Annotated in this window: 11 protein-coding genes; 7 read left to right on the forward strand and 4 right to left on the reverse strand. The window is 36.7% G+C overall.

Annotated features, from left to right (window positions below):
- Positions 1–19: 19 nt before the first annotated feature.
- Positions 20–1,375, reverse strand: a complete 1,356-nt coding sequence (locus R2Q70_RS16110) for an OmpA family protein (protein WP_316808574.1) — start codon at positions 1,373–1,375, stop codon at positions 20–22.
- Between the two features lie 170 nt (positions 1,376–1,545).
- Here R2Q70_RS16110 and R2Q70_RS16115 point away from each other — a divergent pair, with 170 nt between their 5' ends.
- Entirely contained in the window at positions 1,546–2,835 is a 1,290-nt protein-coding gene (locus tag R2Q70_RS16115) for an aminopeptidase P family protein (RefSeq protein ID WP_316808575.1), read from the forward strand.
- Positions 2,836–2,889: 54 nt separating this feature from the next.
- Here the strand turns inward: R2Q70_RS16115 and meaB are convergent, their stop codons facing one another.
- Positions 2,890–3,786: a methylmalonyl Co-A mutase-associated GTPase MeaB gene (gene meaB, locus R2Q70_RS16120; protein ID WP_316808576.1), complete on the reverse strand. Its 897-nt coding sequence runs from the start codon at positions 3,784–3,786 to the stop codon at positions 2,890–2,892.
- A gap of 67 nt (positions 3,787–3,853) precedes the next feature.
- Here meaB and R2Q70_RS16125 point away from each other — a divergent pair, with 67 nt between their 5' ends.
- From R2Q70_RS16125 to R2Q70_RS16135, 3 genes are all read left to right on the forward strand, one after another.
- Complete coding sequence (locus tag R2Q70_RS16125; protein ID WP_316808577.1) at positions 3,854–4,729, forward strand: glycosyltransferase family 2 protein; 876 nt, start codon at positions 3,854–3,856, stop codon at positions 4,727–4,729.
- A complete protein-coding gene (locus R2Q70_RS16130; protein WP_316808578.1) occupies positions 4,730–5,716 on the forward strand; it encodes a glycosyltransferase family 2 protein in 987 nt (328 codons plus the stop codon).
- A gap of 127 nt (positions 5,717–5,843) precedes the next feature.
- Positions 5,844–7,673: an ABC transporter ATP-binding protein gene (locus R2Q70_RS16135; RefSeq protein ID WP_316808579.1), complete on the forward strand. Its 1,830-nt coding sequence runs from the start codon at positions 5,844–5,846 to the stop codon at positions 7,671–7,673.
- Here the strand turns inward: R2Q70_RS16135 and R2Q70_RS16140 are convergent.
- Positions 7,670–8,851, reverse strand: a complete 1,182-nt coding sequence (locus R2Q70_RS16140) for a glycosyltransferase (protein WP_316808580.1) — start codon at positions 8,849–8,851, stop codon at positions 7,670–7,672. The two genes, R2Q70_RS16135 and R2Q70_RS16140, sit on opposite strands and share 4 nt — an antisense overlap.
- Here R2Q70_RS16140 and R2Q70_RS16145 point away from each other — a divergent pair.
- Genes R2Q70_RS16145 through R2Q70_RS16155 form a run of 3 tightly spaced genes read left to right on the forward strand, consistent with a single transcriptional unit; the run spans position 8,833 to position 13,085 of the window.
- Positions 8,833–9,903, forward strand: coding sequence for a glycosyltransferase family 2 protein (locus R2Q70_RS16145; protein WP_316808581.1), 1,071 nt, complete (start codon positions 8,833–8,835; stop codon positions 9,901–9,903). The two genes, R2Q70_RS16140 and R2Q70_RS16145, sit on opposite strands and share 19 nt — an antisense overlap.
- A gap of 6 nt (positions 9,904–9,909) precedes the next feature.
- Positions 9,910–10,800 (forward strand): glycosyltransferase, encoded by an 891-nt coding sequence (locus R2Q70_RS16150; RefSeq protein WP_316808582.1) that lies wholly within the window; start codon positions 9,910–9,912, stop codon positions 10,798–10,800.
- Positions 10,801–10,811: 11 nt separating this feature from the next.
- Positions 10,812–13,085 carry a glycosyltransferase gene (locus R2Q70_RS16155; protein WP_316808583.1) on the forward strand — a complete coding sequence of 758 codons (2,274 nt, stop codon included), beginning with the start codon at positions 10,812–10,814 and terminating at the stop codon, positions 13,083–13,085.
- Here R2Q70_RS16155 and R2Q70_RS16160 read toward each other — a convergent pair.
- Positions 13,066–13,950 carry a glycosyltransferase gene (locus R2Q70_RS16160; protein ID WP_316808584.1) on the reverse strand — a complete coding sequence of 295 codons (885 nt, stop codon included), beginning with the start codon at positions 13,948–13,950 and terminating at the stop codon, positions 13,066–13,068. The genes R2Q70_RS16155 and R2Q70_RS16160 overlap by 20 nt on opposite strands.
- Positions 13,951–13,973 lie beyond the last annotated feature (23 nt).

Below are 13,973 nucleotides of genomic sequence, written 5' to 3' on the forward strand. Positions count from 1 at the left end.
TAAACTTTATATTGAAATACTAGTTTCTAGCAGTTTCAACACGACGGTTTTGGATACGACCTTCTTCAGTATCGTTAGAAGCAATTGGATTAGCTTCACCTAAACCTTTAGTAGCAACTTGACTAGCGTTAACGCCAGAGTTTACTAAGTAAGTTTTAACAGAGTTTGCTCTGTCTTTAGATAATTTCAAGTTATATGCAGCAGTACCTTCGCTTGAAGCGTAACCGTTTACAGTTACTTTACCACCGTTTTCACGTAACACTGAAGATAATTTATCTAAAGTTGGATAAGACTCAGTTTTTAAAACTGATGAGTTGAAATCAAAACCGATTTTCTCGAAACCTGTAACATTAGAGTTTTGAGTTGAATCAGCAGTGAATTTTGGAAGTGGACATCCTGAACCATCAACAGCAGTACCTGCAGGAGTTCCTGGGCATTTGTCGAATTGATCAGCAACACCATCACCATCAGTATCTTTTTTCAAATCTTCAACAGATTTTTCTACGTTAGATACACGGTTTTTCAATGCTTCAACTTCTTGACGTAAAGTTGGATCTTTTAACTCATCGTACATTGTAGCTAATGGGTTAGACCACTCTAAGCTTGGTTTTGCAGAAGAACCTAAAGAGAATTCTAAACCAGCATAACCGTAAGAGAATTTATCTTTAGTAGTACCTTTAGCATAAACTCCATCAAAGTTATCAGCGTCAACAAAGTTCATAGTGTAACCTAAGTTAAAGTTAACACGCTCAGAAACTTTGAATTTAACGCCAGCACCAACTGGAATATAAAAACCTTTTACGTAATCTTTTGGAGAATCGTGTCTGTCATCAGCAGGACCTACAGATTTACCTTTCCAGTCAACTACAGTTCCATTAGTATACGTAACTTTTGGAGCATAAGCTAAATAACCAGCACCAGCAGTTAAGAAGAAACCTACTGAATTCTCACGACGTAAGAAATCGATAGAACCTAAATTAACAACACCACGTAAATCTACAGCATATTGTAATTCAGTTTCAAATTCTCTAACAGCCGAACCTGGAGAAAGCGCAGAATTGTTTGATCCTGAAACTTTACCACGAACACCAGCTAATTCTAGAGCGAAAGAGTGACCTAATTGTTTACGGATATTCAAACCGTAACCTAAGTTCACATCCCATTTGTCAAAATCATTAGTACCACCAATAGCAACAACAGGAGCTAATACACCAGCATTAACACCAATTGACCAGGTTCTGTACTGTCCTCTTCCACCAAATACCTTGGTTGAAGAAGTAGTTGCAGGAGCATCTTGAGCGACAGCAAGAGTAGCAACTCCTGTTAATGCCACTAAAGAAAGCGCAACACTTTTCTTTAAAGTAGAATAATTCATAATCTTTTTTTCTTTTTAAGGGTAAACAATCTAATTGATTAATTTTTTAGTAATGGCAAAATTAAACAAAATTTTAAATTTTCAAACTTTTATACAAACTCTGTTCCAAACTTCGCTGTGATTAATGATTTTCTTACATTTGGCCATCACCTTGTTAAATTGCATTTATTATGAAATATTCCCAAATTGATCAAAACCTCTTTATCTTAAACAGAAAAAACTTCATTAAAAAGCTAAAAAACAATTCGTTAGCCCTGTTTAATTCAGCTGATGAGTTCCCAAGAAGTGGCGATCAAAACTATATCTTTAAGCAAAATCCTGATTTATTTTATTTATCCGGTATTGATCAGGAACAAACTATATTACTGTTATATCCCGATTGTCCTAATCCTTTATACAGAGAAGTCCTGTTTTTAAGACAGACAAATGATTACATAAAAGTATGGGAAGGCTACAAGTATACCAAAGAACAAGCTAAGGCTGCTTCTGGTATTGAAAGCATTTATTGGCTGGAAGATTTTGATAACATATTACACAGCATTGTTCACTATGCAGATAACATTTATCTTAATACAAATGAGAACGACCGGTATGCCCATACTGTACCTTACCGCGACATTCGCTTTATAGAGCAGATGCGGGCGAAATATCCGCTACACCACTATGAGCGGTCAGCGCCAATCATGCGTGAATTGAGAGCAGTAAAATCTGATGTAGAAATTGAGTTAACCAAAAAAGCTTGCGCCATCACCCGAGATGCTTTTGTGAGGGTGTTAAAATTTACGAAGCCGGGGGTTAAGGAATATGAAATTGAAGCAGAGATTATTCATGAATTTATAAAGCAAGGTGGTACAGGACATGCCTACACCCCAATCATTGCCTCTGGCCATAATGCCAATATTCTTCATTATAATGACAACAATCAAACCTGTAATGATGGTGATGTAATTTTATTTGACTTTGGAGCCGAATATGCCAACTACAATGCAGACATGAGTCGTTCGATTCCTGTTAACGGTAAATTCACTGCGAGGCAAAAAGAAGTATATAATGCTGTACATCATGTAATGAAAGAGGCAACTAAACTAATTGTTGCAGATACCGTATGGAACACGTATCACGAAGAGGTTGGTGAAATCATGACGGAGCAGCTTATTAATCTTGGCTTGCTAAGCACTACTGACGTGAAAAATCAAAACAAAAACTATCCTGCCTATAAAAAATATTTCATGCATGGCACTTCACATCATCTAGGTATTGATGTTCACGATTTTGCTGGAAGATATACCCCTTTTGCCGTAGGAACTATATTGACAGTAGAACCTGGCATTTATATTCCTGAAGAAGGTTTAGGCATCCGTTTGGAAAATAATATCCTGATTACCTCAAATGGCAATATTGATTTAATGGCTGATATTCCGGTGGAGGCTGAAGAGATTGAAAACATCATGAATAGTTAATTTGTTTGTTTTCGGTTACGTGACTGTTTTCTACTCAATTTATAATGAAAGCAATTAGGCCTTTAAAAAATCCGCTGCAAACCGATAAACATTAAAATCATCTTTTAGTAAGGCTGCCTGAATATTTTCTTGCAGCCTTTTTTTGTCTACATCCATCATCTTCTTGCTTTGTATAATCCTCCAGGCTTTCTCCGCAAAAAGATGGGCCTTCCGCTCGTTTGTCGTTTCAGCTGGCTTCAACATCCATTTACATAATTCTGCTACACCCCTATCCTTATCGGCAACAGTTTTTAATACCGGGATGGGCTTGAACCCCTGGTGGACAATTTTTTTCAGATTGTTTGCAAAAGTATCTGTGCCTTCGCGGTCAGCTTTATTGATTACAAAACAATCTGCGATCTCCATTAAGCCCGATTTAATGTTCTGTACTTCATCGCCCGATTCGGGAACTAAGACCACAATCGTTTTATCGGCCAAACCGGCAATTTCTACTTCCGATTGCCCTACACCCACCGTTTCAACTAAAATAATATCGAAATTGGAAGCCTTTAGTACATCAACCATCTCAATGGTTTTTGCCGAAATGCCACCCAGCGCACCTCTTGTAGCCAACGAACGGATAAATACTTTTGGATTATTGAACTGCGATGCCATCCTGATCCGATCGCCTAGTAACGAACCAAAATTAAATGGCGAGGTTGGATCGATAGCCAGTATTGCAACCCGTTTGTTTTCGGCAGTAAAGTAATTCGTAATCGCATTAACCAAAGTACTTTTCCCCGCACCTGGAGGCCCAGTAATGCCAATAACCACGTTTTCAGCATGTGGATTTAAACTTTTTAAAATCTGATCTGCAGGAGCAATGTTATTTTCAACGAGCGTAAGTGCCCTTGCCAAAATCTTATAATTGCCTTGCTTTAATTCGTTTAAAATGGATAGATGGGTATTCATCAATAAAACTATCTTTGTACAAATTAACAAAATAATAAACCACAAAGCGCACAAACCTCTGTCCCGAATGAAAGTTACCGGATTTACCTTTTTAAGAAATGCAGTTGTAAATGATTATCCTGCAAAAGAGGCCATCCTTTCTGTGCTGCCTTTGTGCGATGAGTTTGTGATTGCATTGGGCAACTCAACCGATGAAACTGCAGAACTGGTTAAAAATATCGATCCTAAAATCAGAATTATCGATACCATCTGGGATGAATCTATCCGCGAAGGCGGAAGAGTTTTTGCTGATGAAACCAATAAAGCCATTGCAGCAATTTCTGCTGATACGGATTGGATGATTTATATTCAAGGCGATGAAGCCATTCATGAAGATTATCTTCCAGTAATCAAAAAAGAAATGGAGTTGGAGCTGGAGAATAACGCGGTAGAGGCGCTTTTATTAAAATACAAACACTTTTATGCTTCTTATGATTATCTGGCGGAATCACGAAGATGGTACAGGAGAGAAGTTAGAGTTATAAAAAACCTGCCTGGCGTACACTCCTATCGTGATGCCCAGGGTTTTCGCATCAACGACAGAAAGCTGAAGGTAAAACTGATAGATGCTTACATTTTTCATTATGGCTGGGTAAAACCGCCACAAGGCCTTCAGGGCAAAGTGCGAAATTTCAATCAATTTTATCAAACAGAAGAATGGATTGAAGCAAATTATCCGGTTCAGGAATCTTTCGATATGCACAACGCCGATAGGTTGGTTCATTTTAATGGCACTCATCCAAAAGTGATGGCCCCAAGAATTGCTGCGGCCAACTGGAAGTTTGAAAAAGATTTAACCAAAGAAACGCCTAAAATGAATTTCAGAAGGAGGCTACTGCAAAAAATTGAAGATTTAACAGGCTTACGCTTATTTGAATACCGTAATTACAAAATTGTAAAGTAGATGCAAAAGAGCGTTTCAATTGTTATTCCAAATTACAATGGCAAGCATTTGTTAGAGAAATATTTGCCATCGGTATTTACAGCAGCAGAAAATACCGGCTCCCCATTCGAAGTCATCGTGATTGATGATGGCTCTAAAGATGACAGTGTTCAATTTATTCAGCAGCATTATCCAACGGTAAAATTGCTTATTAATGATAGGAACAGGGGCTTTTCATTTACGTGTAATCATGGAATAAGGGAAGCTAAGTATGAGCTTATTTTACTTCTGAACTCTGATGTGAAGTTAAACCCTGATTATTTTAACGCACAATGGAAATATTTTGAGCGGGAAGATACTTTTGGGGTGATGGCCCGTATCATGAGTTTTGATGAAAGCCGGATTGAGGATGCCGCCCGCCTGTTATATTATTCTGGCTGCCGAATCAAAGCAAACAAATTTTATTATAGCGAAAATCCGACTGATGAAAATGTTTATACAGCCTATCTTTCAGGCGCAAATGCTTTGGTTGACGCAAAAAAACTTAAGGAGCTGGGCGGCTTCGATGAAATTTATTCTCCCTTTTCGTCAGAAGATTTTGATTTGAGTTTGCGTGCCTGGCAGCTCGGCTGGAAATGTTACTACGAGCATCAATCTTTTTGCTTCCATCATGTAAGCGGCAGCACCAAAACACAAATCAAATCGAATTTCATTAAAAAAATTTACTACCGGAACAGATATATTCTGCAGGGCATTCATCTAAGCGGAATCAGAAAAGCATTATACCCGCTGCAACAAATATTCACCGAACTCATTCCAAAGTTACTTACTGGTAAAACCTGGGTTTGGAAAAGCTATCTGGATTATTTGAATCATCAAAATCAGATAAACAAGAGCAAAAGCAGGTTAGTTAACCTAAAGTTAAAGCATCAATCTCACCGCAACATTGACGATATTATCACCGTGATCAATCAATCAATTAAGGACAAGAAAATTAAGCGATTGTAAATTTAATCATCCTGTATCTGAAAATCTGTAAGGTTTAATCGAAAAGTTTACCTTTGCCAAGTTTTATTTAGATTTTTTTGGCGGTAGTTTGATTTATCGTCCATCTTACATATACATTTCACCTCGAATGAAAACATATTTTCGTTTATTATCTTTTGCCAAACCAATAGAAAAATTTGCAATTCCTTATGTGATTGTAACTTTACTTGCTGTGCTTTTCGGCACGTTAAACCTTACCTTGCTGGTACCACTCTTTGATACTTTGCTTCCCTCAAATGCGCCAAGCACTTTGAGTTCGGTATCATCTGCAAGTTCTGCTTTCGATATAACAGGCCAATTTTCTGATTTCGTAAAACACTCTATCCAGGTAAATGGTAGAGCCGAAACATTAAACTATGTCTGTATTATCATTGTTGTATCGGTATTGTTATCCAACTTTTTTAAGTATTTCTCTCAACGTTTTATGGAAGATTTAAGGGTACATACCTTATTAAATCTTCGCAAAACAGTTTTTAACAATGTAATGAATTTACATGTTGGTTATTTCAATAACGAGCGTAAGGGAGATATTATTTCAAAAGTAGCATCTGATGTTCAAGTAGTACAATTTACGGTAACCAATACCTTGCAAGTTGTATTTAAAGAGCCGCTAACACTAATTTTCTACATTGTAGTGCTATTGAGCATTTCAGTTAAATTAACTTTATTTTCGCTTTTGGTAATTCCAATATCTGCATTTATCATTAGTAAAATAGTTAAAAGGATTAAGCAACAGGCTAAAGAAGCACATGAATCTTTCGCAAAAATGATTGGCTTTTTAGATGAATCGCTTAGCGGGATAAAAATTATAAAAGCATTTAATTCGACTACCAGAGTTAAAGAAAAATTTCAGCAAGAAAACGAGTTTTACTCCAACTTAAATAGGAAAATGATTAGAAGGCAACAGTTAGGATCGCCTGTTTCTGAATTTTTAGGTGTTGTTATGGTATCTCTAATCGTTTGGTACGGCGGAAATTTAATTATCAGCAACCAACCTGGAGCTTTAACTACCAGTCAATTTATCGCATACATTGCATTTTTCTCTCAGGTAATGCGTCCAGCTAAAGCATTAACCGATTCATTTAGCGGCATCCACTCGGGTATTGCAGCGGGCGAACGTGTTTTAGACCTAATTGACACCAAACCTTTGCTGGTTAATGCGCCCGAAGCTAAAGACCTTGACTATTTTAATGATCAAATTAAATTTCAAAATGTTTCTTTCAACTATGGTGATAAACAGATTTTAAACTCGATTAATTTTGAAGTTAAAAAGGGTAGCACTATTGCTTTGGTTGGTCCATCAGGCGGCGGGAAAAGTACGCTTATGGATTTAATCCCTCGTTTCCACGATCCCAAATCAGGATCAATTACAATTGATGGGCAAGATTTTAAAAACTTAACCGTAGAGAGTATCAGATCGAAAATGGGAATTGTTAATCAGGAATCTTTCCTTTTTAACGATACTATTTTTAATAATATTGCCTTTGCAAAACCCGATGCCACCATGGAAGAGGTGATTGCAGCGGCAAAAATTGCAAATGCCCACGAATTTATCCTTAACACTGAAAATGGTTACCAATCATTTGTGGGCGATAGAGGCAATCGACTCTCTGGTGGCCAGAGACAACGTATTTGTATTGCCAGAGCAGTATTAGCCAACCCGCCAATTATGCTGTTGGATGAGGCCACTTCAGCGCTTGATACTGAATCGGAGAAATTAGTACAGGATGCGCTGAACAATTTGATGAAAAACCGCACCTCAATTGTAATTGCTCACCGTTTAAGTACCATACAACATGCCGATAAAATTGTTGTTTTAGATAGAGGGCAGGTTGTAGAAAGTGGAAGTCATACTGAGTTGCTGGGCCATAATGGACTCTACAAACGTTTAATCGATATGCAGGCTTTTAGCGATTAGATTTCTTCCAAAATCGATTGCAGCTTTAAGGTTTGATCTGTTGCATTAAAACTTTTTGCATATCGTTTAATGTAATCCTTATCATAGGACCCGTAGTTTTTTTCTATTGTTTCCATTGCCTCAGCCAAATCAGTAAAAGAAAGTTGGTTTACTACGATACCGATCTTATCATTTACGTATTCTTCAATGCCTCCTGAATTAAAACCGGCAATCGGTTTACCCAGGTGTGCAGCTTCCTGCATAACTAAAGGAAAAGAATCCTGACGCGATAATAATAAGAAAGCGTTACCCAAATTAAAGTAATCGTAATAGTCGGTAGATTTTCGGCCAACAAAAAAAAGTCTGTCTTTAAATGCGGCTTTGCCGGCTATCTGTGCATAAGCTGTTGTTCCCGAATCTTCAATGCCACCGATCCAGATAATTTTATGGTTGGGTTCTAGTACTTTTAATAACGGGATAACAAAATCGACACCTTTAATGGCATTAACACTGCCTGCCATGATCCAGATAAAATCGTTGGGAGAAAAATTAAACTGTTCGCTTACTTTGACCTGGCTAAGGGAAATAAATCGCTCGTCAACAAAGCTGTTTAGCAATTTCACGTTTTTATGCCCCATATCTTCTAAATTTTGGCAAACTATTTTTGAACATCCAATACACAGATCAGACTTTAATACGTTTTCTATGGTTTTTTCTTTAACCATGTCGTAGTAAAGTGGCATTTCATGTACATGGGAAATAATTTTTATGCCCAGCTTTACCGCAATTGCATAAGCATCTCTATTTACAATTGTATTAATGTACCAATAATCTGCTTTTACCTTTTTCTGTATTTTCCGCAGTTGAAACTCTACCGGGTTTATATTAACACCATACAATAGCAGCCTAAAAAGCCTGAGCAGATAGTTGCTGTTTTTCTTGTAACCAACAAAGTATTTGATGTATTTCGGAAGATCTTTAAGTAAAGAACCATCGTTACGGGTAAATAAGTAGGGCTCGAATTTTTCTGCATTCAAATTTTCAAGGATGTATAGCAATTGCATTTCAGAGCCAGTTCTGCCAAAAAACGGAGTAATGAACAATATTTTTTTAGGCATTGGCGCTCCTTCTTTTTTTGAAAAACCTGTAGTCATTTTATCTTTTTTTTGCGGCTTTAAAGATGCAAAAATCTCTGTCATCTTTTACACGCTTATTAACGCTTAAATTATCTTATTTTTACGGCACCTATACCCAGTACATGATTGACAAGCAAAAAATTCTTATTACGGTATTAATGCCTGTTTTTAACAGCGAGCTTTTTGTTAAGCAAGCTATTGAAAGCATACTCAATCAATCTCATCAAAACTTCGAATTTTTGATCATTAACGATGGAAGTACAGATCATTCGCATGCCATAATCAGCTCTTTTTCCGATAGCCGTATAAAATATGTGAATAACGAACTGAACAAGGGTATAGTTAATACTTTGAACCAAGGATTAACGTTAAGCATGGGCCATTATATAGCCAGAATGGATGCTGATGATATCGCCATGCCTGATAGATTAAGCAAACAGGCTGCTTTTCTTTATGCAAACCCCAGCTATAAATTATGCGGCAGCAGGGCTGTTGCTATTGATGCAAACGGGAAAGAAATAAACAACCTGAACAGGCCGGAGCACAGTGCTGAAATCAAAGTATTTAACCTGTTCCGCAATGCTTTTCTACATCCAACAATTATGGCTGATGCCGAAGTATTAAAGAAATTTGCCTACAGCGAAGATTTTAAGTATGCTGAGGATTATTTTTTATTCTCTCAAATTACAATGGCTTATCCGGTTGCAAATTTGAATGAGCGCTTATTGCACTACCGCATTCACGAAGAAAGTATAACATCGAAGAAAAGGGAAGAAATGGTGCAAAGTGAGCTCAAAACAACAGCCTACTTATTATCTTTCCTATTCGATAAAGTAGATGAGCAAAGCTTATTAATCCACCATTCAATTCTACGCCCTGAAGGCACTGATTTTTCCAGTCAAGAAGTTGAGGCCCACCTAATCAACATCTTAAAAGCCAATCGTGAAAGGCAGGTATTTGATCAAAAGGTACTCAGGAAACAACTTCAAAAAGATTGGTTCAACTATTTATTAAAATCAGACAATAAATCTTTACTGAACAAGTTTTTAAAATCGGGGTTATTTACGGTTAGTAATTTAAATTTGAAACAGATTGTCAAACTCCTGTTAAAGTAATCAATCATGGAGCCACTTATTTCTATAGCGCTTTGTACCTATAACGGAGCTATTTTTTTGCCGCAACAACTCGATAGTATTCTTAACCAAACCTATAAACACATCGAACTGGTGATAGTTGATGATGATTCATCTGATGGCACAAAAGATCTTTTGAAGCAATATGCTGATAAATACGGACAGATTAAGGTTTATTTTAACGAAAAGAATATTGGTTTTAATGCTAACTTTCAAAAAGCAATTTCTTATTGTTCGGGAGATTTTATCGCCATAAGCGACCAGGATGACATCTGGCTGGAGAATAAACTAAAGCTGCTGTACCGAAATATTGGGGCTAATTGGCTGATTTTTTCCAACTCTTCATTTATTAACGAGCATGGAGAAATCATCAGCGGACAGATATTAAATGAAAACTTTTCGTTGAGGGACAAAACTTTTAAAAGTTTATTATTTTCAAATTTTGTAACCGGACATACAAGTTTGTTTTCTAAAAAATTTACGCAGTTTTTTTTCCCGATACCAAATAAGGGATTTTATGATTGGTGGATGGGTTTTGTGGCTATTTACCACCAGAAAATAACATACCTGCCCGAAAAACTAACCCAACACCGCATTCATTCCAACTCTGTTATGTACACCTTAAAAGGAAGGGAAGAAAGGTATAAGGAAATAATAGATAATTTAGCCACAACAAAAAACTACAAGGATCTCGGCAAAAATGATGAGCTTTTAATTTACAGGTTATTTAAAGCATACAGCAGGTTGAATTTTTTCGACAAAATATTTTTGGTCAACATGTTCTTCAAAAATTACCCTCTGCTGTTCCCCGATCTTAAGCCAAGATATGGCTTAAGCAGGTTAAATTATGCTTTAAAACTAGTTAGAAAAACCTACTAATATTTTATTGAATGAAAATTTATAAATGGATTGATAAATTCAACCAGAGGAACAACAGGAAAATTATTTCAAAATATAATCACGGGGTTATTTCTGGTAAATCAGAGTACTTTTATCTAAATCCAAAATTTTACCTAAAATATTTATTAAGGCTTCTACTGGTTTTGGCATCAGTTATTACATTTCAAAAAGAAGCTTACCAGGCATTTTACACGCTTGTATTCAAAAGGTATTCGCCAATTCACCCGGCCAAAGGTTTAAATTTTGTACAAAACAAATTAGCTGATATATTAAGTACACTTTTTGGTTTTAGATATTTCATTTCTGAAATGATATTACCGCTTCTTCCTGAAGAAAAAATCCTAAAAAAACGACTCAATTTTATTGAGAATAATCGTCCGAAAGTTAGTATTGTAATACCTGTTTTCAACAATTTATCATACAGCTATAATTGTTTACTTTCATTATCAAACAACGTTCCTTCTTTTTTATCTTATGAGGTAATTGTCGTTGATGACTGCTCATCTGATGGCACAGAAAAATTTTTCAAATCGAATTTGTCTGGCATAAAATATATCCGGAACGAGGCTAACAGCGGCTTTTTAATTTCGTCAAATAATGGGGCAAAGCAGGCCAAAGGAGAATATGTGTGTTTCCTGAACAATGATACCCAGGTAAGTACCAATTGGCTTGAAAATTTATTGGTACCATTTAACGATGAGCAGGTTGGATTGGTTGGAAGTAAACTTATTTATGCAAATGGATTTCTGCAAGAGACCGGAGGCTTTGTTTTTTCGGATGCCAATGCGGCCAACTACGGCAACAATCAAGATCCAGCCCATCCACAGTATAATTTTATTAGAGAAGTGGATTATTGCTCTGGCGCAAGTATATTAATCAGGAATGCAGATTTACAAAAACTTAATTATTTTGATACTCGCTACATTCCAGCATATTACGAAGATACCGACCTCTGTTTATCGGTTAAACACATCCTCAATAAAAAAGTTATCTATCAGCCTTTATCAGAGCTGATCCATTTTGAAGGAATAAGTTCAGGCAGTGATATTGAGAAACATCCAATAAAAAGATTTCAAGCGGTAAACAAAGAAAAGTTTGCTCAAAAATGGCATAATCAACTCATTAATTATCCGCAGTTAAACGACATAGCGTCATCTCTTGCGAAGTGCAGAAAAAACAAAACTGTTCTTGTTATAGATGATACCATACCAGAGCCAGATAAAGATTCAGGTTCGGTAAGGCTGGTGCATATTATCAAAATACTTATATCCCTACAGCACCATGTAATTTTTGTGCCAAATGATGGGCTCAAAAAAAATAGCTACTTTGAGCAGCTAACCAATCTAGGTGCAGAAATCCTGTATCGGTTTCCAAACCGTAACAGCATGATTAAACTGCTGATGAACAAGTTAGACAACATAGATATCGCCTGGATCTGTAAACCACAAAATAACAAAGAATTTGAGTTCTTATTTAGCCACAACCCCAAAATAAAATGGATTTACGACACCATAGACTTACATTTTTTACGCGAAGAACGAGAAGCTGACCTGCTAAATAGCGCTGAGCTAAAACAAGGTGCACATAAAACCAGGGAGCAGGAACTTGCTTTTGCAAAAGCTGCAGACATTACTATTGCCATTACAAACGATGAAAAAGAAATATTGGAAAATTATGGTATCACAAAAACAATAGTAATCCCGAATATCCATATCGGCCAAGAAAATAACTTTGCCATTCCTTTTGAAGATAGATCAGGTATAATATTTATTGGTGGTTATGCGCATAAACCCAACATAGATGCTGTTAAATATCTTTCAAAAGAAATTATGCCACTAGTTTGGGCTAAAAACCCTGCCATAAAATTAACATTATTGGGGAGCAACCCGAGCAGTGAAGTAATGGAATTGGCTTCGGAAAAAATTGCAGTAACGGGGTATGTTGAAGATGTATCTGATTACTTTAACAACAGCCGTGTGTTTGCAGCTCCATTAAGATTCGGGGCAGGCATGAAAGGAAAAATCGGTCAAAGCCTAAGCTATGCGTTGCCAGTGGTTACTTCATCTATTGGTGCTGAGGGGATTGGATTAGTTGCCGATAGGGACTATTTACTTGCTACAACTGCGCAGGAATTTGCCGACCAGATTTTAAGGCTTTACGAAAATAAGGGCCTTTGGGAGCAACTGTCTAACTACTCCAAAGATCTCATAAAAAGCTATCATCCAGATCAGATTAAGCCTGTTATCAATTCGATCTTATCTTAATCAGCTGATATAGAAATCTTAAATACTTGAATGTTCCGATCAGATTTTGTCGGTAATACGTGTTCAAAACATTTTTGCGTTCCTGAAATGTGAAACTTTTATTCTTTATGATTTCTTTGAGAAAACGTTTAAGGGATGACGATTCCATTGTAGCTACTACCTCCTTTTCATAGCCTTCATAATTTAGCGGAAGTATATTCCGGTATTTATGCTGTACTTTAATGATTTGTTTCAACCATTCATCATTAAAGTTCCCATCGGAAGCATGCGACAGGAGAATATCATAACTGACCAATACTTCATAATGTTGTCCAACAGCTAACGAGTAATCAATATCATAACCATGAAAACCCGATAACAAACCGCTATCAAATTTAATTTCTTCGGCAATTTTCTTGGTTGTGCAAAACCAAACACCATCCAAACAGGCTACCTTACTTAGGTTCTCTTTTAGTGGATTAAAATATTCGTGTTTCTCTGCTTTGTTCTGATAACGGGAGCCTTGGATTATGTTCAGCCTCCAGCTTGAGGTACCGAATTCATGAGGTGGAAACCAGCCAGAAGGCACGGTAGATCTATAGGTGCTCCCAGCAATGCCCAACAGTCCTACTTTATCATCACGGAAAACGGCTACAACTGTTTTACCCCAGTTATTGGTTGTTATGCTAATATCCTCGTGTAAAAAGCATAACAATGAATATTTAGCCAGCGCCACGCCCTCGTTATATACTTCGCAAATCCCTTTGCCCGAATTCAGGTTATCAATGGCAATAACCTCATGTTCTACCCCAATGGTTGTTGTAATGTTTTGCCTAACTGCTTCTAACAACACCTTATCAACAGAGCAGATTATTACACTAATCATAAATTAACATTTTTTACACTTAT

This window comes from Pedobacter agri, assembly GCF_032678665.1.
GTDB classification, from domain to species: domain Bacteria; phylum Bacteroidota; class Bacteroidia; order Sphingobacteriales; family Sphingobacteriaceae; genus Pedobacter; species Pedobacter agri_A.

Bases quoted from the DNA above. Each gene is read 5' to 3' on its own strand.
- R2Q70_RS16135 (WP_316808579.1), top strand. From the start codon at position 5,844: ATGAAAACATATTTTCGTTTATTATCTTTTGCCAAACCAATAGAAAAA.
- R2Q70_RS16110 (WP_316808574.1), bottom strand. From the start codon at position 1,375: ATGAATTATTCTACTTTAAAGAAAAGTGTTGCGCTTTCTTTAGTGGCA.
- R2Q70_RS16160 (WP_316808584.1), bottom strand. From the start codon at position 13,950: ATGATTAGTGTAATAATCTGCTCTGTTGATAAGGTGTTGTTAGAAGCA.
- R2Q70_RS16115 (WP_316808575.1), top strand. From the start codon at position 1,546: ATGAAATATTCCCAAATTGATCAAAACCTCTTTATCTTAAACAGAAAA.
- R2Q70_RS16150 (WP_316808582.1), top strand. From the start codon at position 9,910: ATGGAGCCACTTATTTCTATAGCGCTTTGTACCTATAACGGAGCTATT.
- R2Q70_RS16140 (WP_316808580.1), bottom strand. From the start codon at position 8,851: ATGACAGAGATTTTTGCATCTTTAAAGCCGCAAAAAAAAGATAAAATG.
- meaB (WP_316808576.1), bottom strand. From the start codon at position 3,786: ATGAATACCCATCTATCCATTTTAAACGAATTAAAGCAAGGCAATTAT.
- R2Q70_RS16155 (WP_316808583.1), top strand. From the start codon at position 10,812: ATGAAAATTTATAAATGGATTGATAAATTCAACCAGAGGAACAACAGG.
- R2Q70_RS16130 (WP_316808578.1), top strand. From the start codon at position 4,730: ATGCAAAAGAGCGTTTCAATTGTTATTCCAAATTACAATGGCAAGCAT.
- R2Q70_RS16125 (WP_316808577.1), top strand. From the start codon at position 3,854: ATGAAAGTTACCGGATTTACCTTTTTAAGAAATGCAGTTGTAAATGAT.
- R2Q70_RS16145 (WP_316808581.1), top strand. From the start codon at position 8,833: ATGCAAAAATCTCTGTCATCTTTTACACGCTTATTAACGCTTAAATTA.